Below are 20,336 nucleotides of genomic sequence, written 5' to 3' on the forward strand. Positions count from 1 at the left end.
ATGTCGCCCTTCCCCGAGCTCGAGACGGAAAGACTGCGCTTGCGCCATTGGTGCGAAAGCGATGTCGATCCGCTTCTCGCCTTCTATCGCGATCCCCAGTCGGCGGCGGTCTATGGCGAGGATATCAAGCGCAGCGATGTGTGGCGGCGCATGGCGCTCGCCATCGGCCATTGGCACCTGCGGGGCTTCGGGCCGTGGGTGCTCGAAGACAAAGCGACCAGCAAGATCGCCGGCCTTGGCGGCCTGTGGTTTCCGGATGGCTGGGGCGATGTCGAGATCGGCTACGGCATCATGCCGGAATTCCGCGGGCAGGGCTATGCCGCGGAAGCGGCGCGGCGCGTGCGCGACTACGGCTATCGCGAGATCGGGCTTGCCCGTCTTGTCAGCTACATCGATCCCGGCAACACGGCATCGATCAAGGTTGCCGAGAAGCTTGGCGCTGTGCCTGACGGAGAATTCCTCATGCACGGCAAGCCTCACCGCATCTATCTCTATCCCAACAACGACTGATTCAAATCCAAGGAGAAACTGAATGTCACTCAAGATCAGACTGTCGCGTGCCGGCTCGAAGAAGCGGCCCTATTACCACATCGTGGTCGCCGATGCGGCATCACCGCGCGACGGCAAGTTCATCGACGTGGTCGGGGCCTTCAATCCGATGCTCGGCAAGACCGACGAGAAGCGCGTGCAGCTCGACGCCGAGAAGGCGGCGGCGTGGCTCAAAAAGGGCGCACAGCCGACCGATCGCGTGCTGCGCTTCCTCGACAAGGCCGGCCTCAAGAAGCGCGAGGCGCGCAACAACCCGAACAAGGCCCTGCCGGGCAAGAAGCGCCAGGAGCGCGAGAAGGCCCAAGCCGACGCCGCCGCCAAGGCCGCTGAAGCCGCTGCTGCTGCCGCTGCCGCGCCGGCCGAAGCGCAGAGCTAGTCCGAGGCCATGGCCTCGCCCGACGATAAAGTGCTGGCCGGTGTCATCACCGGTGCGCATGGCATCAAGGGCGAGGTGAAGCTCAAAAGCTTCACCGCCGATCCCAAAGCGATCGCGGCCTATGGTGCGCTTCTCGCGTCGACCGGCGAGCGCTTCGAGATCCAAAGGCTGAAAGCCCAGAAGGACGGTTTCATCGCGACGCTCAAAGGCGTCGGCGACCGCAACCGGGCCGAGACGCTCAAAGGCGTCGAGCTCTTCGTTCAGCGCCGGCAATTGCCGGCGCCCGAGGCTGATGAAGTCTATATCCATGATCTCATCGGGGTGACGGTGATGGACATGGGCGGCGAAAAATTCGGGACAGTCGTGGCGGTGCCGAATTTCGGCGCCGGCGATCTGATCGAGATCCGCCGTGACGGTGCTGAGGAGACGGTGCTGGTGCCCTTCGCTCAAGACTATGTGCCTGAGATCGATCTCGCCAAGGGCCGGATCGTCATCGATCTGCCGGCGACCTGGCTCGACGAGGACGAACGGCAAAGAGGATGAGCTGGCAGGCGACCATATTGACGCTGTTCCCGGAGATGTTTCCGGGACCGCTCGGCACATCGCTCGCCGGCAAGGCGCTGGACGGGGGCATCTGGTCGCTCGCCGTGCGCGACATCAGGGCATCGGCCACCGACCGGCACCGCAGCGTGGACGATTCTCCGGCGGGCGGCGGGCCCGGCATGGTGATGAAGCCCGACATCCTGGCGGCGGCGATCGATCAGGCCCCGCATGTGGGGCCGCGTCTCTTGATGTCGCCAAGGGGCGAGCGCCTGACCCAGGGGCTCGTCCGACATCTGGCTCAAGGTCCAGGCGCCCTCATCATCTGCGGGCGGTTCGAGGGCGTCGATGAGCGGGTGATCGAGCGGCGGCAATTGCGCGAGGTCTCGCTCGGCGATTTCGTGCTCTCGGGCGGCGAGCCCGCGGCTTTGGCGCTCCTCGATGCGGTGGTCAGGCTTCTGCCGGGCGTCATGGGCGATGAGCGGTCGGGCTTCGAGGAAAGCTTCGAGGACGGGCTTCTCGAACAGCCGCAATATACCCGGCCTCGGACCTGGGAAGGCCTTGAAATCCCTGAGATTTTGCTCTCAGGGGACCACAAGGCGATGAACCGCTGGAAGAAGGAGCAGCGCGAGAGGCTGACCGAGAAACGCCGCGTCGATCTTTGGCAGGCTTATGTGCAGAGAAAGAATTGATTTTAACCGGCTCAGCAGGTAAAGAGCCGCCAACTCCAAAAGGATTTACGCCCATGAATATCATCGAGCAGCTCGAAAAAGAGCAGGCATCGGCGGTGGCCGCCAAGCGCGCCGTTCCCGATTTCGCCCCCGGCGACACGGTCATCGTCAATGTGAAGGTCGTCGAAGGCGACCGCAGCCGCGTGCAGGCCTATGAAGGCGTGGTGATCGCGCGTTCGGGCGGCGGCCTCAACGAGAACTTCACCGTTCGCAAGATCTCCTATGGCGAAGGCGTGGAGCGCGTCTTCCCGGTCTATTCGCCGCTGATCGACTCGATCAAGGTGGTGCGCAAAGGCGATGTGCGCCGCGCCAAGCTCTATTACCTGCGCGGACGCACCGGCAAATCGGCGCGCATCGCCGAGAAGCAGCGTTCGCTCATGGGGACTGCGGCGGAAACGGATGCCGTTCCGGTCACCGAGGCGAGCGAAGCCGACAAAGCATAATTCTCTTTTCAGCTCTGATTTGGTGCGGGCCGGCTCATCGAGCTGGCCCGTTTCATTTTTGCGAGGATGCAGGCGATGGACAAGCAGATCTATTTCGACACCAACCGCAAGAGCTGGGACGAGCGCGTGGCGATCCATCGCCGCGACGCGACGAAATTCTATGACGTCCAGAAGGTTCTCGACGGCCATGACAAGCTCAATGCCATCGAAGCGGCCGAGATCGGCGATGTGCGGGGTTTGCGCGTCGCCCATCTGCAATGCCATTTCGGCCTGGACTCGATCTGCCTCGCAAGGCGGGGAGCGTCCGTCGTCGGCCTCGATTTCTCATCGGCGGCGGTTGCGGAAGCGCGCGCTCTTGCCGGGCAGCTCGGCGTCGATGCCCGGTTCGTCGAGGGCAATGTCTATGATGCGCGCGGTCTTCTCACCGGCGACTTCGACATGGTCTATGTGACCTGGGGCGCCATCAACTGGCTGCCCGATATCGCGCAATGGGCGAAGGTCGTGGCCTCGCTGCTCAAGCCCGGCGGCCGGCTCTATCTGGCCGAAAGCCATCCGACGATCCTGAGCTTCGACTGGATCGATGGCCGCATTGCACCCCGCTTCGACTGGCGCACGCCAAGGGATCGGCCGATCATCGAAGAGACGGCGAACACCTATACGGGTGCGGCCGATGTGCTCGACAACAAGACGACCTATTCCTGGCAGCATCCCTTGTCGGACATCGTCAACGGCCTCATCGCTGCGGGGTTGGCGCTCTTCTGGCTCAACGAGCATGCAGCGCTCACCTGGCCGCTCTTCCCCAATATGACGGTCTCGGAAGACGGGCTCTACCGCCTGCCTCCCGATCATGTGCAACTGCCGCTCGCCTTCTCGCTTGCGGCGCGGCGCATGTAGCAAATCCCGCCAAAGTTGAAGACTTTGGCGATAAGGATTTGCTCAGAGATATTGATTTGGCGCGAATCCTTTTCGGCGAAGTGATTCCACTTCGCCGGGACGCGCGCTAGACGCCACAAAAATTTCCTGCTCACATGGCCCTTCAGGGTGGGGTGGGAAACATGACCAGCGATCTGATCGTCAGAAATGCGACTTTGCCGGATGGGCGCACGCGGGTGAGCATCCTCGCCCGCAAGGGGCGCATCGCCGAGATCGGCACCGTGCCTCAGATCGCAGGGGCGCGTGAGATCGACGCCAAGGGCTATCTCGTCTCGCCGCCCTTCGTCGATGCGCATTTCCACATGGATGCGACCCTGTCGCTCGGCCAGCCGCGCATGAACGTAACGGGCACGCTCCTGGAAGGCATCGCGCTGTGGGGCGAGCTCAAGCCGCGCCTCACCCATGCGGCCGTCATCGAGCGCGCCTTGCGCTATTGCGATCTCGCGGTGTCACAAGGCCTGCTCGCCATCCGCACCCATGTCGATGTGTGCGACGACCGTCTGCTCTGCGTCGAGGCCCTGCTCGAGGTGCGCCAGAAGGTTAAGCCCTATATCGATCTGCAGATCGTCGCTTTCCCGCAGGACGGCTATTTCCGTTCGGCCAGCGCCGCCAAGAACCTGAAGCGCGCTCTCGTCCTCGGCGTCGATGTGGTGGGCGGCATCCCGCATTTCGAGCGCACGATGGAGGAGGGTGCGGCGAGCGTGAAGGCCTTGTGCGAGATCGCCGCCAAGCGCGGCCTCATGGTCGACATGCATTGCGACGAGACCGACGATCCCTTGTCGCGCCATGTCGAGACGCTGGCCAGTGAAACCCAGCGGCTCGGATTGAACGGCCGCGTGGTCGGCTCGCATCTCACTTCGATGCACTCCATGGACAATTATTATGTCTCGAAGCTCTTGCCGCTGATGGCGGAAGCGGGCCTCCATGCGACGCCCAATCCCTTGATCAACATCACGATCCAGGGCCGGCATGACACCTACCCCAAGCGCCGCGGCATGACGCGCGTGCCGGAATTGCGCGCTCAAGGGATCAATGTCTCCTTCGGCCATGATTGCGTGCTCGATCCCTGGTATTCGCTGGGCCAGGGCGACATGCTGGAGGTCGCCAACATGGGCGTGCATGTGGCGCAGATGACGAGCCGCGAGGCGATGCGCTGGTGCTTCGATGCGGTCACCGTCAATCCGGCGAAAGCCATGCAGCTCGAAGGCTACGGGCTGGAAAAAGGCTGCCATGCCGATTTCGTGGTGCTGCAGGCCAAGGACCCGGTCGAGGCGATCAGGCTCAAGCCGGCGCGGCTCTATGTCGTACGGCGCGGCGAGGTCATCGCCGAGACGCCGGAACGGGTGACGCGGCTCCATCTCGAGGACCGGCCTAAGACGGTGAATACGGCCGACTACGCGCCGAAAATCTGATGATGTCAGGCTACCTTGCCGAAGCCGTCGGCGAGATCACCTGAAGCGAGCCAGCGGGCGCAGTCGGGTCCGAGCTCCCTGAAAGCGAGGCGCTCGTATTTGGTGCTTTCCGCCACCGTCAGCACGTCACGCCAACGTCCGTTCGTGCCCTTGTGCACGAAGGTCTTGGCCCCGCCTTCCCAGAACGCGCCGCCGAGCGGCACGCTCGCCGTGGCATGGGCCTTCATATACTCGAAGCTGCAATGGCGCAGGATCGCCTCCCATTTCGCCGCATCGATGGTGATGCCGAGGAAGTCGGCAAGGCGGCGGATCTGGCCCGGCATGTCGTCTTTCAGCGTCTGAAAATGCGCCATATATACGTTCGGCAGGTCGCGGATCGCCCACCATGAGCGAACATTCTCCCAGAACGGCCAGAAAGGATGGCCATCGCGGTCGAGCCAGTCGTGATAGTAGTCGCGGATCGATGAGGGCGGCTTCGCGATAGGCTCGCCGACGAGGCCGGGCGTCTCATTCAGCGCCTCATACCAGAGGGCGTTGGCATTGGCGTGGTGGTTGTACATGCTCCACACGACGTCGCGCCCGTCGCGGCCGATATAGATGTATTTGGCGCGGGGCGAGAAGACCAAAGCATCGACCGGCAGATGGGTCTTGACGAAGCGCCGATGGGTCTGCGCTTCGACCGCCTTGAGCTTCTCCGCCTTGGGCGGCACCCTGAGGTCGAGCCAGGGCGACATCTCGGCCACCTTGAGGCCTTCCGTGCCTCCGAAGATGAGCTGGCTTACGATCTGCTGCACCCAGGTGGTGCCCGACTTGGCATAGGTGGCAATGACGATGTCGTCATCGCGAAACTTGAAGTCGTTCCAGATGGTCGAGTCGAAATGATGGTTGTGCATCTCCCGGCGCTTCACCGGATGGGCCGTGGAGCGGCTGACCTCTCGCATGGCGTGACCTTTCTGCCCTGCATCTCTGCTCGAGCAAGGTCGCGCGGCCCGGTTGCGGAATGATTTCAGGGGGCGCGAATTCGGTTACATTTGAAACGTGGAGCTAGAGAACGCGCACCCCCTGGATGCTCTCGCGCGCTGGATCAAGCGGCTTTGCCGAGGCCGTCGCAGAGATCACCTGAGGCGAGCCAGCGGGCGCAGTCATGCCCGAGCTCTTTGAGGGCGAGGCGCTCGTATTTGGCGCTTTCCGCCACTGTCAAAACGTCACGCCAGCGTCCGTTCGTGCCCTTGTGCACGAAGGTCTGGGCACCGCCCTCCCACAATGCCCCGCCGAGCGGCACGCTCGCCGTGGCATGGGCCTTCATATAGTCGAAGCTGCAATGGCGCAGGATGGCATCCCATTTCGCCGCGTCGATGGTGATGCCGAGGAAGTCGGCAATGCGGCGGATCTGGCCCGGCATGTCGTCTTTCAGCGTCTGAAAATGCGTGAGGTAGACGTTCGGCAGATCGCGGATCGCCCACCATGAGCGAACATTCTCCCAGAACGGCCAGAAGGGATGGCCATCGCGGTCGAGCCAATCGTGATAGTAGTCGCGGACAGATGCGGGCGGCGGCGCGATGGGTTCGCCGACGAGGCCCGGCGTCTCATTCAGCACCTCATAGAAGAGGGCGTTGGCATTGGCGTGGTGGTTGTACATGCTCCACACGACGTCGCGCCCGTCGCGGCCGATATAGATGTATTTGGCGCGGGGCGAGAAAACCAAAGCATCGACAGGCAGATGGGTCTTGATGAAGCGCCGATGCGCCTGCGTCTCGACCGCCGCGAGCTTCTCGGCCTTGGGCGGCACGCGCAAATCGAGCCAGGGCGACATCTCGGCGACCGGCAAGCCAGGCGCGCCGTTGAAGATGAGCTGGCTCACGATCTGCTGCACCCAGGTGGTGCCGGACTTGGCATAGGTCGAGATGACGATGTCGTCGTCCCGGAAGTTGAAGTCGTTCCAGATGGTCGAGTCGAAATGGTGGCTGTGCATTTCCCGGGTTTTCACCGGATGGGCCGAAGCAGGTGCGGTGGTCATGGCTTCCTCCTGGGACAATCGAGGGGCGACCATGTCGCAGAAAATATGACGTTAGGGTATATACGGCCTTGAAGAATGGTTCTGCATTGTTGCAGAATCAGCTCCATGTACGAATGGAGCGATCTGCGAATCTTCCTGGCCGTGGTCCGTGCCGGCTCGACGCTCGGCGCCGCCCGCGGCCTGGGGCTCAACCAGACCACGGTCAGCCGGCGCATTCAGCTGCTGGAGCATCAGCTGGGCCTTGCCCTCTTTGCCCGGCGCAGCACCGGTTATGCCCTGACCGAGCATGGCCGCGCCCTGGAAGCGGCAGCGGCGCGGATGGAGACGGCGGCACTGGAATTCGAATGCGAGGCGGAGCGGCTGCGCCGGCTGGTCTCCGGCCTGATCCGCGTCACCGCGCCCGAGACCATGTTCACCCATCTTCTGGCGCCGATCGTCGCCGCCTATCGCCAGGAGCATCCCCAGGTGCAGATCGAGCAGGTGTCGAGCGAGGCCCATTGCGATCTCGAGAAGGGCGAAGCGGATATCGCCTTCCGCGCCACCGAGAGCCCGATCAGCGAAAGCCTGATCGGCCAGCGGCTGCCCGATTTCGGCTGGACGCTCTATTGCAGCGCCGACTATGCCGCCAAGCACGGAATGCCGGCCAGCCCTGATGAGATTCGCGGGCATTCGGTGATCGTCTATGAGAAGGCATTGGGACAAACGCCGCGCGGGCGCTGGCTCGTGACGCAGGCCGATCCTTCGCGCATCGTGGCCCGCAGCAACACGGTGCTGAACATGCTCGGGCTGCTCAAAGCGTCGTTTGGCGTCGGGCTTCTGCCCTGCATCGAGGGTGACAATGCCGGGCTCCTGCGCTGCTTCGAGCCGCGGGAGGAACTGACGGGTATATGGTGGCTGCTGATGACGCCGGAAGTGCAGCGCATGCCGGAGGCGCGGCGGTTCGCGGAATTTGCGGCGGTACGACTGCGAGCGCAGCGCAGCCTGCTCAGAGGCGAGCGGAAGTAAGTATTTTTGACCTTTTGATAAATAATTTGACCAAAAGACAAAATTAACCCATTATCCGCAGCATCCGGCGGACATAACAAGACCGGTATGCGAGGAGACTGCCATGGGCCACCCCGATATTGCGGGACGCCGTCTGTCCAAGGACGCCTATGCGAAGAATTTCGCCGATCTGCATCCGCCCTTGAGCGCGCATGAGGCGCTGGTCGAAAGCGACCGCTGCTATTTCTGCTATGAGGCGCCCTGCCAAGAGGCCTGTCCGACCTCGATCGATATTCCCCTTTTCATCCGCCAGATCGGCGCCGGCAATCCGCAAGGGGCCGCCGAGACGATCTTCGAGCAGAACATATTGGGCGGCATGTGCGCCCGCGTCTGTCCCACCGAGACATTATGCGAAGAAGCCTGCGTGCGCGAGACGGCCGAAGGCAAGCCGGTCAAGATCGGGCTTCTGCAACGCTATGCCACCGACACGCTGATGCGGTCGGGCAAGCAACCCTTCCAACGAGCGGCCGCGACCGGGAAGAAAGTGGCTATCGTCGGGGCGGGGCCTGCGGGCCTCGCCTGTGCTCATCGCCTCGCTCTTCATGGTCACGACGTGACCATCTTCGAGGCGCGCAAGAAATCGGGCGGACTCAACGAATATGGCATCGCCGCCTATAAGACGGTGGACGGCTTCGCCCAGGCCGAGGTCGATTTCATCCTGGGCGTCGGCGGCATCGCCATCGAGCATGGCAAGGCGCTCGGCAAGCAGATCACCCTCGAACGCCTGCGCCAGGACTATGACGCGGTCTTCCTCGGCATGGGATTGCAGGGCGTCAATGCGCTGAACAGCCGACACGAGGATTCGGACGGCGTCGAGGATGCTGTCGATTACATCGCGGAGCTCCGCCAGGCGAAGGATTTGGGCAAGCTTCCGGTCGGACGCCATGTGCTGGTGATCGGCGGCGGCATGACCGCCATCGACATCGCGGTGCAGTCGAAGCTTTTGGGCGCCGAGGAGGTCACCATCCTCTATCGCCGCGGCGCCGACCAGATGAAGGCGTCTGACTTCGAGCAGGAGCTGGCGCAGACCAAGGGCGTCAAGATCAAGCATTGGGTCATGCCGAAGAAGGTCCTCGCCTGGGACGGCAAGGCGATCGGGCTCGAATGCGAATATACGGTCGAGAAGAAAGGCAAGCTCCAAGGTACGGGCGAGACCTTCAAGCTCAAGGCCGACATGATCTTCAAGGCCATCGGCCAGAGTTTCGTACCGGAGCCGATGAAGGACGCGATCGTGCTTGACGGCGGGCGCATCAAGGTCGACGCTTCCCGCCGCACCAGCCTGCCCGATGTCTGGGCTGGCGGCGACTGCGCCGCGGGCGGCCAGGATCTGACGGTCGCCGCCGTCGATGACGGCCGCCGCGCCGCCGAAGCGATCAATAGTTTTCTGTCAGCCTAGGAGAACCCCATGGCAGACCTTCGCAGCAATTTCGTCGGCATCAAGTCGCCGAACCCCTTCTGGCTCGCTTCGGCGCCGCCGACCGACAAGGAATACAATGTGGTCCGCGCCTTCAAGGCGGGCTGGGGCGGCGTCGTGTGGAAGACGCTGGGCGAGGACCCGCATATCGTCAATGTGAACGGGCCGCGCTATGGCGCCATCCATTCGGGCGACCGGCGGCTCTTGGGCCTCAACAATATCGAGCTCATCACCGACCGGCCATTGCAGACCAATCTCGACGAGATCAAGCGCGTCAAGCGCGACTGGCCGGACCGCGCCATGGTCGTCTCGCTGATGGTGCCGTGCGAGGAGCGCAATTGGGCGGAGATCCTGAAGCGCGTCGAGGAAACCGACTGCGACGGTGTCGAGCTCAATTTCGGCTGCCCGCATGGCATGTCGGAGCGCGGCATGGGCTCGGCGGTGGGCCAGGTGCCGGAATATATCGAGATGGTGGCGCGCTGGTGCAAGGCCAATACGCGCATGCCGGTGATCGTGAAGCTCACGCCCAACATCACCGACATCCGGAAGCCCGCGCGGGCCGCCAAGCAAGGCGGTGCCGATGCCGTGTCGCTCATCAACACGATCAATTCGATCATGGGCATCGATCTCGACAATTTCGCGCCAGAGCCCACCATCGACGGCAAGGGCACGCATGGCGGCTATTGCGGCCCGGCGGTGAAGCCGATCGCGCTTTCCATGGTGTCGGAGATCGCACGCGATGCCGAGACGAAGGGCATGCCAATCTCGGGCATCGGCGGCATCACCAACTGGCGCGACGCGCTCGAATTCATCGTGCTCGGCGCCGGCACGGCGCAAGTCTGCACCGCGGCCATGACCTATGGCTTCAAGGTGGTGCAGGAGATGATTTCGGGCCTCGAGAACTGGATGGACGAGCACGGCTACAAGCGGCTCGACGAGCTCGTCGGCAAGGCGGTGCCCAATGTCACCGACTGGCAGTATCTCAACCTCAATTACGTCACCAAGGCGCGTATCGATCAGGACAAATGCATCCAATGCGGGCGCTGCTACGCGGCCTGCGAGGACACATCGCACCAGGCGATCTCCAACAAGCCGAAGAACGGAAAACGCCATTTCGAGGTGATCGACGAGGAATGCGTCGCCTGCAATCTGTGCATCGAGGTCTGCCCGGTCGAGAGCTGCATCACCATGGTGCGATTGACCGACGGCGTCGATCCGCGCACCGGCAAGAAGATCGACAAGCGCTACGCCAACTGGACCACGCATCCGAATAATCCGGCGTCCAAGATCGCGGCGGAGTGATACTAACCTAACATGTGCGGGATCTTTAGCGCGCTAAATATCCTAGTGGCTTCACAAACGAGCGTGAGAATGTCCGATCTGCCAATCGGACGATGATGCGCAATCGCGTTTCGGATTGGGTGAAGTCGGCGCAGAGAAAGTATGAAGTCCTCTCGGTTGCCAATTACCAGCGCAAATGTATCGCGCCAATTATTTGCCTGGCCAATTACGTCGGCCAAGTCCATAAAATCAGAATACTGTACTAGGGGGTAAACGGGGCGACGAGCGTCTCTTTCCTCTGACTGTCGATTCTGCCATCGTTCTCTCACGGTTTGGGATACCCTCTGCTTAATCCATTTCTCACCCGCAAGAGCTCGAAGGCCGTTCTCCACGAACTGCCTTAGGTGCTGCTCCAGCTCGAAAAGTATAGTGTTGTGAGTCGGATCATACCAAACATCTCCAGTATTTTGGTGCAGAGGCTTTGGTATGGGGGCGCTTGTGAACTTAAATTCGAAACCCGCAGCAACTACAACGTTACTGTAAGCGGCTGTCGGAAAGGCGATTAGTTCAGGATTGAAGCCTCCGTCAATCGCCGCTTTCTCTCGCGCCGCAGGATCGTCCGCCTCAACCTCGATCGCTGCGCCCAATTCCAGTGCAACTAGTTCGCCAGTTCCCTCGGCGAATGGCGCATCAACATGAACAGCGTCGCTGAGACGAGCCATGCGTGTAAATCCAAGAATGGATTGATCGAAGCGGTCTGCGAAAGCCCAATCGATTCTTAACGACGACATTCGGGCGGCTAAAGACTCTTGCCAGTCCAATTTCGATGAAAAGAGCGGGCTATTGTTACCAACAATATCTGCTAGTGACTTGCTGAGTGCGGATATTGCTCCTGCCTTTGGGGCGATGGCTACTTCCAATGACCGCGCGATGCTATCAATCTGATTTTGAGACTCAAGCAATTGAGTTGAAATTCCCTGCAGCTTGAGCGCTTTCTGCACTAGCTCGATAGTCTTAAAGCTCTCGGGTATTTTAGATTGGAGGCCGGCAATCGTTGCTTCCAAACGTGTAAACTCTTCGAGATATTTGTTGGCTTGAAACAAGGGACCGTTTTCGAGCGCCTTCTGAACGAGTTCGATAGACTTAAAGCTCTCGGGCATTTTAGATTGGAGGCTAGTAATTGTTGCTTCCAAACGTCTAAACTCTTCGAGATGTTTGTTGGCTTGAAATAAGGGACTGCTTTCGAGCGCCTTCACAATGTTAAAGCTTGGGGTGCTCTCCAAAGCGCGTCGGATATCAACCCCGAGTTTTTTGGAAACATCTGGTGGCAATACTGGTTTCTTTTGGTCGCTCAAGAGGCCGCTCCATGTTGCCAAGTCTACCAAATAACACAATCGATGCGTGAGTCGGCTATGCATAGATCAGACGCAATCAGCGTAGTCCTCTAGCGTCGGCTCAAACCCAAATCAGAAGGGCTCCCCCGTCGCTTGTCCAAGAAAATCGTCCTACCCAAATCGATGGGTATTCTGGGGCCTCCGATTGAACCTTTACGCCGCGCTTCAACCATCGCAAATGGCTGGTCTCTGTTTGTGCAAAAAGTTATTCCTCATAAGGGGTTGGCATCTCGCACGAAGTCGGTGAAGATAACGCCGAAAGGCGCCACATGCAGAAGAACGGCAATTGGACACTCGGCCTGATCGATTCGGCCTGGTTCGGCACGGATTATGAAGGCAAGCGCGGGCGCGAGGAGGCGAAGCGCATCGGCTTCGAAAGCCTCGATCTCTTTGTCGGCTTCGATCCCGGCAAGCTGAGCAAGGCCGAGCGTCAGGCTTATATCGACGAGAACCTGTCGGCCGGGCTGCCGGTCGTCTCGCTGGTCTGCACTTGTCTCGGCTTGAGCGACTTCAACCCGGCGATCCGCGACTATCATATCGAGCGGGCGAAGAATGTCGTCGATCTCGCCGCCGATTTCCCGACCACCCGCAATCTCTGCTTCGTGCCGGGCGAATACATGTTCCAGAAGAAGCTCATTCCAGCCAAGGGCGAGTGGGACAAAGTGGTCGATGCGACGCGGCAAGTGGGCAAGCACGCGGCGGGGCGGCATCGCGAGCTCGCCATCGAGCTTCTGCCCTTCGAATTCGCCTTCATCAACTCGCTCGACACGATGGAGCGCTTCCTCGACGAAGTGGCGCTTGCCAATGTCAAGGCGACGGTCGATATCTCGCATTTCTGGCTGATGCGCATCAGCCCTGAGCATGTGGCCAAAAGGCTCAAGGGCCGCATCGCCCATGTCCATATGTCGGATTGCGACGGCATCCATCACGGCGACATGCCGCCCGGACGCGGCAACACGCCGTTCAGCGACTATCTCGAAGCCATCAGCGAGACGGGATTCCAAGGCGCTGCCTCGATCGAGCTCGAATTCCCGCCCGATCCCAAGGCCATGGCCGCCTGGGTCAAGGAGGCCCATGACGCGGCCCTGGCGCTGCTCAAGAAAGCCCAAGTGCACGCGCCCTGAAACGTCAGGCGATGAGCGCCTGTGCCAGGGACCAGCTGTCGACCTGATGGCGGAAACGCTTCACCAGCCCGTCATCGTTGAACCGCCAGATGTGAACTTCGTCGAGCTCGACCACGCGCTTGCCGGTCGCCTTCACGACGAGCTCGACGTCGAACAACGTGACCACCAGATCATCATCGGCGAGAAGCGCGCTCGGCTCGAAGCGGACGATGTCGACAAGCTCGAGCGCCTTGAAGAAGCCGGCGACCGCGGCGCGGCCGTCGCGCCGCTCGAGCCACGGCACCGGGCTTGTGGCGACGCCATATTCCCACACCACATCCTCGGCCAAGGCGGCCAGTATCGACTGGACGTCACCATGCAGAAAGGCGGCATAGATCCGGCGGACCTGCTCGACGGGAGTCATGACGATGCTCCTTCGTTTGCTCTCAACAGAACCTTACGGGAGCGCCAGCTGGCGGGTTTCAAGCTTGTCGCGTGGTGTCCGCAGCGAAGGCCTTCGCCAATTTCTTGGGCGCGGTCGCCTTCCAGGATCGGAGCAGCAGTGGTTTCACCTGCCGCGGATGCGCCTTGGACAGGCGCACCAGCACCATCGGCCAGCTTTTGTAGTGATCGGTGATGTAGAAGACTTCGGGCGCTGCTTCCATCAGCATGTCGCGCTCGTCGAGATCGACATCCTTGATCACCAGGCTGTCGCCATCCTCCCGGAGCCGGGTCAGGAACTTGCCTTTGACCTTGAGTGCCGGCGTTCCATAGGAGGTCGCCTCTTCGACGCCCGGCCAGGCAAGCGCCATCTTGCGCACATCGTCATAGGTCATGATGCGGCGATCACCTTGTCCACCCAGTTCGCGAAATCGTCCAGGATCTCCTTCAGCACATCCGAATCCTTGCGGCCGCTCTTGGCCGGCACGTGGAAAGAGTGATCGGCCTGATCGAAGAGCTTCAGCGTCGCGCGCTCGCCTAAGCCCTTGATCACCGGTTCGAGATGATCGAGTTCGGCCAGCGCATCGCGCGTACCCGAGAGGAACAGCATCGGTATATGCACTTGTGCCAGATGATCGGCGCGCTCACGTCCAGGCTTGCCGGCGGGATGCAGCGGGAAGCCCAGGAAGACGAGGCCCAACACGCCTGCCAAGGGCTCGGCGGCCTGCGCGCCCGAGGTCATGCGCCCGCCGAAAGATTTGCCGCCGGCGAAGAGCGGGAGTTTCGGCAGAAGCCGACGCGCCTCGGCGACCGCGGCGCGCACCGTCGCTTGCGCGAGCTTCGGCGGATCGGGCCGCTTCGTCTTCTTATCCATATAGAGGAACTGATAGCGCAATACGGCGATGCCGCGCTCGACCAGGCCATTGGCGATGGACGTCAGGGATGGATGCGTCATGCCGGCGCCGGCGCCATGCGCCAGCACATAGAGCGCTTTCGCCTTGGGTGGCCTCTGCAACAGGCCGGAGACACGGGCCTCGCCTGAAATCTCGATGGTGACGGGCTCAGAATCGCGTTGCGGCATCGCAGTGTTCCCGATTGGCGGGGAGGGGGCTCCCATTTTCGCCTCACTGCTCTATCATAAGAAGTCAATCAAGAGGAGGTCACGATGTGCCGGAACATCCGCACTCTGTTCAATTTCGAGCCGCCGGCGAGCGAGGACGAGATCCACGCCTCGGCGCTGCAATTCGTGCGCAAGCTTTCGGGCTTCAACAAGCCGTCGAAAGCCAATGAAGCGGCCTTCGATCGCGCCGTCAAGGACGTGACGGCGGCGGCGCGCAAGCTCATTTTCGCGCTCGAGACCCAGGCGCCGCCACGCAACCGCGAGATTGAGGCCATCAAGGCGCGCGAGAGGTCGAAAGCCCGCTTCGCCTGAACCGGAGGACCCAGCGATGACAGCGCTCCATGAAGTCGACAGCGCCGAGATCCATGTCCTTGTCGACAATGTCACCGACAGCCTGTCTTCCGTGCCGTCCTTCGTCGAGACGGAGCTCGCGGGCCTCGGGCGGCGGCGCCACGGCCATTGGGTGCTCGCCGGCAGCTGCCTGTGCTGCGCCGCGCATGGCCTTTCCTGCCTCGTCACCGTCCGGCACGGCGATGTGGCGAAGACGCTCCTCTTCGATACCGGGCCCGAGGACCGCACCTTCGAGCAGAATGTCTCGCGCCTCGGCGCCGATCTGAGCACGGTCGAGGCGATCGTGCTGTCACATGGTCATTTCGACCATGGCGGCGCCATGCTCAGGGCACTCCAGATCATCCGCGACCGCAATGGCGGCAGGGAAATTCCCTATTACGCTCATCCCGAAATGTTCCGTAGCCGGGCACTGAAGATGCCCAATGGGTCGATGCTGATGCTGGAAGACGTGCCCAGCATAGAGGCGTTGACCGCCTATGGCGCCAAGGTCGTCAATACCACCGAGGCGCAATCGCTGTTCGGCGGCATGGCCTATGTGAGCGGCGAGATCGCGCGGGTCACGCCCTTCGAGCGCGGGTTTCCGGGCCAGCACAGGCGCACGCTCGACGGCAAGGGCTGGGAGCTCGATGAGCTCATCATGGACGAGCGCTTCGTCGCGGTGAATGTCGCGGGCAAGGGGCTCATCGTGTTCACCGCCTGCTCGCATGCGGGCGTCGTCAATGTGCTGAAGCAGGCCAAGGCCTCGTTTCCCGACGTGCCGCTCTATGCGGTGGCGGGCGGGCTCCATCTCTCCGGCGCCAATGAGCGGATCATCCCCGAGACGGTCGCGGCCTTGCGCGACTTCGGCCTCACCGTCATCGCCGCCGGCCACTGCACCGGATGGCGCGCCGTCACGGCGCTCGCCAATGAATTCGGCGACAAGACGCTCGTGCCGCTCGCGGTCGGCAAGCGGTTTTCATTCTGACGGCTTGCCATAGGCGCCGAAACACCAAAGATCGGTGAGAAGGTCGGCGATTTTCTCCTCGTCATCGGCGAGATGAGCGAGCGTCGGGTCGTGGCGCAAATAGATCTGCCTCAGGAAATCGTCGATCATGCCGCCCAGCACATAGGCAGCGGGCAAAAGGTCCTGCGGCGATGTCCCGTCGTCCCGTTGCCGCGCGATAGCCGTCGCCACGCGGCCATACCAGTCGCGGTTGAGGCGCTGATAGGAAGACGTGAAAGACAGGCCATCATTGCTGAGGCCGAGAAGGCAGCGCATCAGCCCGGCATTGCGCCGGAAGAGCCGGGCATAGAGCAAAGTGGCGCTTCTGACACGTTCGCGCGAGCCCGTCTCGCCGCGGCGGGCTCGTGCGATCTTCTCATGCACGAAAGCCGAAAAATCCTCGATCAGCCGGGCGGTCGCGGCCTCGATGTCGGTGAAATAGCGATAGAAGGTGCCATGGGCGAGGCCGGCCTTGCGCGTGATCTCGGCCACTTTGAGACCGGCCCTTTCGACGCCGGCCAAGAGCTCTCGGGCGAGGCTCGCCAGGAGACGCAGCTCCGTGCGCTCGACCTTGCGCAAGGAGAGATCATCCGCCCGGGCGAGAAGGGTCGCGGCAAAATCGAGATCCTGATCGCTCACTGCGGCGGGTGACATCGGTATCGGTTTGATCATCTTCCCAGCATATTGACATGATTTGTAAAATAATGGAAATGATATCATAGTCATTTATTGGAGGCGACGGCCATGCTGGTCGACCGGGCCGATTTTGCCGATCTTCACGACCTCGCGGCGCATCGCCAGCGCCTATGGGAAAGCCAGCGCCACTATGTGGCCGAGAGGTCGCCGCTGCATCGGCGGGCCTGGGGCCGGAAGCGGCCGCCCGAACGGCTTGCCGACCTCGCCGAGCTGCCCTTGATCGACAAGGAGATGCTGCGCCGGAGCCAGCATGAATATCCGCCCTTCGGCGATTATCTCGCCGCGGCGGACAGCGAGATCGCCCGCGTGCATCGCACCTCAGGGACCACCGGCACGGCGATGAATCTCGCTCTGTCGCGGCGCGATGCCGAGGAGACGGCGCTGCTCGGCGCCCGCGCCCACCGGGCCTCGGGGCTGAGACCCGGCATCCGCGTCGTCCATTGCCTCAATTACCGTCTGTGGATGGGCGGCTACACCGATCATTCGACGCTCGAAGCCGCCGGCGCCACGGTCGTGCCCTTCGGGATCGGCGAGACCCAATTGCTGATCCGCACCATCAGGGAGCTGGGCATCACCGCCATTTCCTGCACGCCCTCTTACCCCGCGGTGCTCGAACGCGTCATCGCCGAGAATTTTCCCGGGCTCAGGCCTTCCGATCTCGGCCTCAAGCTCGGGCTCTTCGGCGGCGAGGCCGGGCTCGACGATCCGGAATTCCGCCGCCGGCTCGAGACGACCTGGGGCATGGCCGCCCGCAATGCCAATTACGGCGTCACCGATGTGTTCAGCGTCTTCGCCGGCCAGAGCGAGGTCGACAACGACCTGCATTTCCTGGCGCTCGATATCCTCCACCCGGAGCTCATCGATCCCGCCAATGGCGCGCCGCTCGCCTGGCAAGAGGGCGCCAAGGGCGAGCTCGTCCTCACTCATCTCACGCGTCAATGCCAGCCGCTGGTGCGCTTCCGCACCGGCGACATCATCGAGATCACCGGCACCGGCAAAGCGCGCTCAGGGCGCACCGCGCCGCGCTTCCGCGTCGCGGGCCGCAGCGACGACATGGTGGTGGTGCGCGGCATCAATGTGTTTCCGACGCAGATCGCCGCCGTCCTCAATTCCTTCGCCGAGCTCTCGGGCGAATACCGCATCATGCTCGACGGCAAAGGACCCTATGACATCCTGCCGGTCGAGGCCGAGCTCGCTCAAGGCCATGTTCAAGTCGGAAGCCTGGTCCAGACGATCGAGCGACGTATCAAAACCGAGATCGGCGTCAGCGCCAGGCTCACCGTGCTGCCGTTCAACAGCCTGCCCCGGAGCGAGGGCAAGACCCGCAGGGTAGTCAGGAGATAGATCATGACCAAGACCGTGCTCAGCGACTATCTCGGCGACGGCGTCCAGAAGATCTCGCTCAACCGGCCGCACCGGCTCAATGCCATCGTGCCGGAATTGCTCGAAGACCTCATCGCCGCGCTCGATGAAGCCAATCGCGACAGCAAGGTCGGCGCCATCGTGCTCACCGGCGAAGGCCGCGCCTTCTGCGCCGGCGACGATCTCAAGGATTTCAACACCCAGGCTACCGACGAAGCGGACACCAGGGCCTATATCGAGCGCATCCAGGATGTCACCCGTGCGATCATGCTGGGCGAACGGCCGGTCATTGGCGCAATCCGCGGCTGGGCCGCGGGCGGCGGCCTCGAATGGGTGATCAATTGCGACTTCGCCATCGCCGCCGAGGGCACGCGCTTCTTCTTCCCGGAGATCGCGCTCGGCGTCTTCGTCACCGGCGGCGTCACCGAGCTCCTGCCGCGCCTCGTCGGCCTCGCCCGGGCGCGCGAGATGATCCTCTTGGGCGAGAAGTTCGATGCCGTTGAGGCGAGGTCCTGGGGCCTCATCCGCGACGTCGTCGACGATGCAGCACTCCTGCCGGCCGCGATAGACCTCGCCAGGCGGCTCGCGGCACTGCCCCGGGAGCGGGTTGCGGATCTGCGCCGCATATTGGCAAGGCCCGCGCGCGCCGGGCTCGAGGCGGCGATGGAACAGGAAACGGCGGCGACGGTGAAAGGCTTCCTCGACCCCGAGACGGCCCGCAGGGTATCGCAGTTTCGCTAGCGTGTGGCACGGTCCCTGGTCATCGGGCGAAGCTTCCCTGCTCTCCAGAAGCCTGCATTTCCGGGCTAAGCTCTCAAAAATCAGACTTATCCTGACTTTTTCCACGTTCTGGAAGAGTGATTTTTTGACTTTACCCTGTATCTTCCCTGTATCCGGGTTTCAGAAGAGGAACGTGCCGTGACGCAACCCGACCAATATCTGCTGGGGCGCGCCGAAGCCGAGGAAGCGCGCCTCAAACGCCAGATCGCCAATCTGGCGCCCGATTCGGACGCCCAGTTCGAGAAGATCGGCATCAAGCCCGGCGAGCGTATCGTCGATCTCGGCTGCGGACCAGGCGGCGTGCTGCATCTCCTCGGCAAGCGCGTCGGGCCCAGAGGCTCGGTGCTCGGCATCGAGCGCAGCCCGCATTTCGTCGAACTGGCCCGCCGCTTCGTCCAGGATCACGCGCTGAGCCAGGTCGAGCTGCGCGAGGGCGATGCCTATGCGACCGGGCTGCCGCGCGCATCCTTCGACGGCGCTCATATGCGCCTCGTCCTCGTCAACGTGCCCGAGCCCCACAGGATCGTGCGCGAGATGGTCGCGCTGGTGCGTCCCGGTGGCTGGGTGGCGAGTTTCGAAGCGGATTTCGTCGGCCATGTCTGCGATCCGCCGCTGCCGGCCTGGGACCGGTTGCTCAAGGCCTATATCGCCTATTCGGCGGGGCAAGGCATCGATCTCTTCATCGGCAGGCGCACGCATGAGCTGTTCCGCGCGGCGGGCGTCGAGGACATCCGCGTCGATGCGGTGATGCATGTCTATCCGCCGGGCCATGACCGCAGGCCCATCCTGCGCGATTTCATCAACAATGTGCGCGACAGGCTCATCGCCCAGGGTTTTATCAGCAAGGCCGAGCTCGAAAGCGACATGGCGGATCTCGAGCGCCATCTCGCCGATCCTCGTGTGCTGGTGACGTCGCATACATTCTTCCGCCTCATCGGGCGCGTTCCGGCATAGAAATACTCAGCCAATGCCGCTATGATCGGCGCGACGGCTATCCTTCTGAGGGGAACAACATGCGCTACAAAGGACGCTGTCATTGCGGCAAGGTCGCTTTCGAAGTGGAAAGCGATCTCTCGGGCGGAGCGATCAGCTGCAACTGCTCGATCTGCTCGCGCAAGGGAGCGCTCCTCATCGCCGTGCCGCGCGACAGCCTGAAGCTGCTGTCGCCCGAGACCGACCTGCAGAAATACACCTTCAACAAGCATGCGATCGTGCACCGCTTCTGCCGCACCTGCGGCATTCATCCTTTTGCCGATGACGGCGCCGGCAAGGCTGAGCGCATGGCCTATGTGAATGTCCGCTGCCTCGAAGGCGTCGACATGAGCAAGGTCCCGGTGATGGATTTCGACGGCCGATCCATGTGAAGC

24 protein-coding genes are annotated in these 20,336 nt (G+C 62.3%); 17 read left to right on the plus strand and 7 right to left on the minus strand.

What is annotated here, in order from left to right; translation table 11 throughout:
* From DS839_RS19585 to DS839_RS19615, 7 genes are all read left to right on the plus strand, one after another.
* The gene (locus DS839_RS19585) at nucleotides 1-510 is read left to right on the plus strand and encodes a GNAT family N-acetyltransferase (protein ID WP_119272155.1); all 510 of its coding nucleotides are present in this window, start codon (nucleotides 1-3) and stop codon (nucleotides 508-510) included.
* Nucleotides 511-532: 22 nt separating this feature from the next.
* Nucleotides 533-925, plus strand: a complete 393-nt coding sequence (rpsP, locus tag DS839_RS19590; RefSeq protein WP_119272156.1) for a 30S ribosomal protein S16 — start codon at nucleotides 533-535, stop codon at nucleotides 923-925.
* A gap of 9 nt (nucleotides 926-934) precedes the next feature.
* Nucleotides 935-1,468: a ribosome maturation factor RimM gene (gene rimM / locus DS839_RS19595; protein WP_119272157.1), complete on the plus strand. Its 534-nt coding sequence runs from the start codon at nucleotides 935-937 to the stop codon at nucleotides 1,466-1,468.
* Entirely contained in the window at nucleotides 1,465-2,157 is a 693-nt protein-coding gene (gene trmD, locus DS839_RS19600) for a tRNA (guanosine(37)-N1)-methyltransferase TrmD (protein WP_119272158.1), read from the plus strand. Before rimM ends, trmD begins: the two co-directional genes overlap by 4 nt.
* A 53-nt stretch (nucleotides 2,158-2,210) precedes the next feature.
* Nucleotides 2,211-2,639, plus strand: a complete 429-nt coding sequence (gene rplS / locus DS839_RS19605; RefSeq protein ID WP_119272159.1) for a 50S ribosomal protein L19 — start codon at nucleotides 2,211-2,213, stop codon at nucleotides 2,637-2,639.
* Nucleotides 2,640-2,714: 75 nt separating this feature from the next.
* The gene (locus DS839_RS19610) at nucleotides 2,715-3,533 is read left to right on the plus strand and encodes a class I SAM-dependent methyltransferase (protein ID WP_162918672.1); all 819 of its coding nucleotides are present in this window, start codon (nucleotides 2,715-2,717) and stop codon (nucleotides 3,531-3,533) included.
* Nucleotides 3,534-3,694: 161 nt separating this feature from the next.
* Nucleotides 3,695-4,984: an amidohydrolase family protein gene (locus tag DS839_RS19615; protein ID WP_119272161.1), complete on the plus strand. Its 1,290-nt coding sequence runs from the start codon at nucleotides 3,695-3,697 to the stop codon at nucleotides 4,982-4,984.
* A 5-nt stretch (nucleotides 4,985-4,989) separates the two neighbouring features.
* Here DS839_RS19615 and DS839_RS19620 read toward each other — a convergent pair whose 3' ends face one another.
* On the minus strand, nucleotides 4,990-5,925 hold the full coding sequence (locus tag DS839_RS19620) for a sulfotransferase domain-containing protein (RefSeq protein ID WP_119272162.1): 936 nt from the start codon (nucleotides 5,923-5,925) through the stop codon (nucleotides 4,990-4,992).
* A gap of 143 nt (nucleotides 5,926-6,068) precedes the next feature.
* Complete coding sequence (locus tag DS839_RS19625) at nucleotides 6,069-7,001, minus strand: sulfotransferase domain-containing protein (RefSeq protein ID WP_119272163.1); 933 nt, start codon at nucleotides 6,999-7,001, stop codon at nucleotides 6,069-6,071.
* Nucleotides 7,002-7,106: 105 nt separating this feature from the next.
* Between DS839_RS19625 and DS839_RS19630 the strand changes: the two genes are divergently transcribed.
* The 3 genes from DS839_RS19630 (at nucleotide 7,107) to preA (ending at nucleotide 10,761) form a co-directional block, all read left to right on the plus strand.
* On the plus strand, nucleotides 7,107-8,006 hold the full coding sequence (locus DS839_RS19630; RefSeq protein WP_162918673.1) for a LysR family transcriptional regulator: 900 nt from the start codon (nucleotides 7,107-7,109) through the stop codon (nucleotides 8,004-8,006).
* 103 nt (nucleotides 8,007-8,109) lie between these two features.
* The gene (locus DS839_RS19635) at nucleotides 8,110-9,441 is read left to right on the plus strand and encodes an NAD(P)-dependent oxidoreductase (RefSeq protein ID WP_119272165.1); all 1,332 of its coding nucleotides are present in this window, start codon (nucleotides 8,110-8,112) and stop codon (nucleotides 9,439-9,441) included.
* Between the two features lie 9 nt (nucleotides 9,442-9,450).
* Complete coding sequence (gene preA / locus DS839_RS19640) at nucleotides 9,451-10,761, plus strand: NAD-dependent dihydropyrimidine dehydrogenase subunit PreA (RefSeq protein WP_119272166.1); 1,311 nt, start codon at nucleotides 9,451-9,453, stop codon at nucleotides 10,759-10,761.
* Between the two features lie 2 nt (nucleotides 10,762-10,763).
* Here the strand turns inward: preA and DS839_RS19645 are convergent, their stop codons facing one another.
* A complete protein-coding gene (locus DS839_RS19645) occupies nucleotides 10,764-12,095 on the minus strand; it encodes a Swt1 family HEPN domain-containing protein (RefSeq protein ID WP_162918674.1) in 1,332 nt (443 codons plus the stop codon).
* Nucleotides 12,096-12,403: 308 nt separating this feature from the next.
* Here DS839_RS19645 and DS839_RS19650 point away from each other — a divergent pair, with 308 nt between their 5' ends.
* Entirely contained in the window at nucleotides 12,404-13,258 is an 855-nt protein-coding gene (locus DS839_RS19650; RefSeq protein WP_119272168.1) for a sugar phosphate isomerase/epimerase family protein, read from the plus strand.
* 4 nt (nucleotides 13,259-13,262) lie between these two features.
* On the opposite strand, the gene DS839_RS19655 is transcribed toward DS839_RS19650, so the two are convergent.
* The 3 genes from DS839_RS19655 to DS839_RS19665 are packed head-to-tail and all read right to left on the minus strand — an operon-like array spanning nucleotide 13,263 to nucleotide 14,759.
* The gene (locus tag DS839_RS19655; RefSeq protein ID WP_119272169.1) at nucleotides 13,263-13,661 is read right to left on the minus strand and encodes a nuclear transport factor 2 family protein; all 399 of its coding nucleotides are present in this window, start codon (nucleotides 13,659-13,661) and stop codon (nucleotides 13,263-13,265) included.
* Nucleotides 13,662-13,719: 58 nt separating this feature from the next.
* Nucleotides 13,720-14,073, minus strand: coding sequence for an MmcQ/YjbR family DNA-binding protein (locus DS839_RS19660; protein ID WP_119272170.1), 354 nt, complete (start codon nucleotides 14,071-14,073; stop codon nucleotides 13,720-13,722).
* A complete protein-coding gene (locus DS839_RS19665; RefSeq protein ID WP_119272171.1) occupies nucleotides 14,070-14,759 on the minus strand; it encodes an alpha/beta hydrolase family protein in 690 nt (229 codons plus the stop codon). The genes DS839_RS19660 and DS839_RS19665 overlap by 4 nt, the downstream gene beginning before the upstream one ends.
* An 84-nt stretch (nucleotides 14,760-14,843) precedes the next feature.
* Here DS839_RS19665 and DS839_RS19670 point away from each other — a divergent pair, with 84 nt between their 5' ends.
* Together DS839_RS19670 and DS839_RS19675 are read left to right on the plus strand one after the other, a co-directional pair.
* Nucleotides 14,844-15,110, plus strand: a complete 267-nt coding sequence (locus DS839_RS19670; RefSeq protein WP_119272172.1) for a DUF2277 domain-containing protein — start codon at nucleotides 14,844-14,846, stop codon at nucleotides 15,108-15,110.
* A gap of 16 nt (nucleotides 15,111-15,126) precedes the next feature.
* Nucleotides 15,127-16,113: an MBL fold metallo-hydrolase gene (locus DS839_RS19675; RefSeq protein WP_119272173.1), complete on the plus strand. Its 987-nt coding sequence runs from the start codon at nucleotides 15,127-15,129 to the stop codon at nucleotides 16,111-16,113.
* Here DS839_RS19675 and DS839_RS19680 read toward each other — a convergent pair.
* Nucleotides 16,105-16,803, minus strand: coding sequence for a TetR/AcrR family transcriptional regulator (locus DS839_RS19680; protein ID WP_162918675.1), 699 nt, complete (start codon nucleotides 16,801-16,803; stop codon nucleotides 16,105-16,107). The two genes, DS839_RS19675 and DS839_RS19680, sit on opposite strands and share 9 nt — an antisense overlap.
* Nucleotides 16,804-16,875: 72 nt before the next feature.
* Between DS839_RS19680 and DS839_RS19685 the strand changes: the two genes are divergently transcribed.
* The 4 genes from DS839_RS19685 (at nucleotide 16,876) to DS839_RS19700 (ending at nucleotide 20,333) form a co-directional block, all read left to right on the plus strand.
* On the plus strand, nucleotides 16,876-18,171 hold the full coding sequence (locus DS839_RS19685) for a phenylacetate--CoA ligase family protein (RefSeq protein ID WP_119272383.1): 1,296 nt from the start codon (nucleotides 16,876-16,878) through the stop codon (nucleotides 18,169-18,171).
* Nucleotides 18,172-18,174: 3 nt separating this feature from the next.
* The gene (locus DS839_RS19690; RefSeq protein WP_119272175.1) at nucleotides 18,175-18,930 is read left to right on the plus strand and encodes an enoyl-CoA hydratase/isomerase family protein; all 756 of its coding nucleotides are present in this window, start codon (nucleotides 18,175-18,177) and stop codon (nucleotides 18,928-18,930) included.
* 177 nt (nucleotides 18,931-19,107) lie between these two features.
* Nucleotides 19,108-19,923 (plus strand): methyltransferase domain-containing protein, encoded by an 816-nt coding sequence (locus DS839_RS19695; RefSeq protein WP_119272176.1) that lies wholly within the window; start codon nucleotides 19,108-19,110, stop codon nucleotides 19,921-19,923.
* 59 nt (nucleotides 19,924-19,982) lie between these two features.
* Complete coding sequence (locus DS839_RS19700) at nucleotides 19,983-20,333, plus strand: GFA family protein (protein ID WP_119272177.1); 351 nt, start codon at nucleotides 19,983-19,985, stop codon at nucleotides 20,331-20,333.
* Nucleotides 20,334-20,336 lie beyond the last annotated feature (3 nt).

The organism is Taklimakanibacter deserti, assembly GCA_003574785.1.